Origin of the sequence: Streptomyces sp. NPDC059080, from assembly GCF_042739975.1 — a bacterium.
GTDB classification, from domain to species: Bacteria; Actinomycetota; Actinomycetes; order Streptomycetales; family Streptomycetaceae; genus Streptomyces; species Streptomyces benahoarensis.
Map to the genome: position 1 here is coordinate 1 of NZ_JBHYGX010000086.1, position 1764 is coordinate 1764.

General features: G+C 71.0%; 1 protein-coding gene, 1 tRNA gene and 1 other RNA gene. 2 read left to right on the forward strand and 1 reads right to left on the reverse strand.

Annotated features, from left to right (window positions below):
* Window positions 1-45: 45 nt before the first annotated feature.
* Window positions 46-133, reverse strand: a tRNA-Ser gene (locus tag ACFWWQ_RS29625).
* A gap of 131 nt (window positions 134-264) precedes the next feature.
* Between ACFWWQ_RS29625 and ffs the strand changes: the two genes are divergently transcribed.
* An RNA gene (gene ffs / locus ACFWWQ_RS29630) (signal recognition particle sRNA small type) lies at window positions 265-363 on the forward strand.
* A 44-nt stretch (window positions 364-407) separates the two neighbouring features.
* The coding region (locus ACFWWQ_RS29635; RefSeq protein ID WP_384602345.1) for a DNA polymerase III subunit gamma and tau at window positions 408-1764 on the forward strand (1357 nt) is incomplete at its 3' end.

Here is a 1764-nt window from a genome sequence, read left to right on the forward strand (position 1 = left end):
CCCTCTGGGGTGCGCCCATTTCGCTGTATTGCCCGGTGAGAGCAATGGCGGAGGATACGAGATTCGAACTCGTGAGGGGTTGCCCCCAACACGCTTTCCAAGCGTGCGCCCTAGGCCACTAGGCGAATCCTCCGCCGCAAACAATACAAGACGCCGAGGGGTGCTCGCGACCATGATCCGAAGGGTGGGGTTCCGGGTGAGGGTGGTGGGGAGTCGCAGGTGGGGGCGGGTCGTGTTCGGGGTGGGGGATCGGCTACTGTGGTGCACAGCCCCTCACGTGGCGCTATCTGACTGAACTCCCCCAGGGCCGGAAGGCAGCAAGGGTAGGTCGGCTCTGGCGGGTGCGTGAGGGGCGTTTGCGTTTGTGGGCGGCTCGATTGTCGGTGGGGGCCGATATCGTCGTATGCGTGTCGTCCCTCGCGCTGTACCGCCGCTACCGACCCGAGACCTTCGCCGAGGTCATCGGGCAAGAGCACGTGACCGATCCCCTGCAGCAGGCCCTGCGGAACAACCGCGTCAACCACGCGTATCTGTTCAGCGGCCCGCGCGGCTGCGGCAAGACGACCAGTGCGCGCATCCTGGCGCGCTGCCTGAACTGTGAGGAAGGTCCCACCCCGACGCCGTGCGGCACCTGCCAGTCCTGTGTGGACCTGGCGCGGAACGGCAGGGGCTCGATCGATGTGATCGAGATCGACGCGGCCTCGCACGGCGGCGTGGACGACGCCCGTGACCTGCGGGAGAAGGCGTTCTTCGGGCCCGCCTCCAGCCGGTACAAGATCTACATCATCGATGAGGCGCACATGGTCACCTCGGCGGGGTTCAACGCCCTGCTGAAGGTGGTCGAGGAGCCGCCGGAGCATCTGAAGTTCATCTTCGCGACGACGGAGCCCGAAAAGGTCATCGGGACGATCCGCTCGCGTACCCACCACTACCCCTTCCGTCTGGTGCCGCCCGGGACGCTGCGGGACTACCTCTCCGAGGTGTGCGAGCGGGAGTCCGCGTCCGTCGAGGACGGGGTGCTGCCGCTGGTGGTGCGCGCCGGTGCCGGTTCGGTGCGTGACTCGATGTCCGTCATGGACCAGCTGCTCGCCGGAGCCGGTGACGACGGTGTGACATATGCCATGGCGACGGCGCTGCTGGGATACACGGACGGGTCGCTGCTGGACGCGATCGTGGAGGCGTTCGCGGCCGGGGACGGCGCCGCGGCCTTCGAGGTCGTCGACCGGGTGATCGAGGGCGGCAACGATCCACGTCGTTTCGTCGCCGACCTGCTGGAACGGCTGCGTGACCTGGTCATTCTCGCTGCGGTGCCCGACGCGGGGGAGAAGGGGCTGATCGACGCGCCCGCCGATGTCGTGGAGCGGATGACGGCACAGGCGTCCGTCTTCGGCGCCGCGGAGCTGAGCCGCGCCGCCGACCTGGTCAACACCGGGCTGACCGAGATGCGCGGCGCCACCTCGCCGCGCCTGCAGCTGGAGCTGATCTGCGCCCGGGTGCTGCTCCCCGCGGCGTACGACGACGAGCGGTCGGTGCAGAGCAGGCTGGACCGGCTGGAGCGCGGCGTAGGCGCGGCCGGGCTCGCCGCCGGCGGCGGGGCCGCGTTCGCGGGCGGCGGTGCGCCGGTGGTCGCCGGTGGCGGCCCTGCGGCCGGATATGTGCCCGGGCCGGAGGCGCACCCGGTGGGTCCGCCCGCCGGTCCCGCGGGCCCGGCGGCGGCGCGGGCGGCGGCGGGCCCCCCGCCCCGCGCCGCCGCGGCGGGGGCGG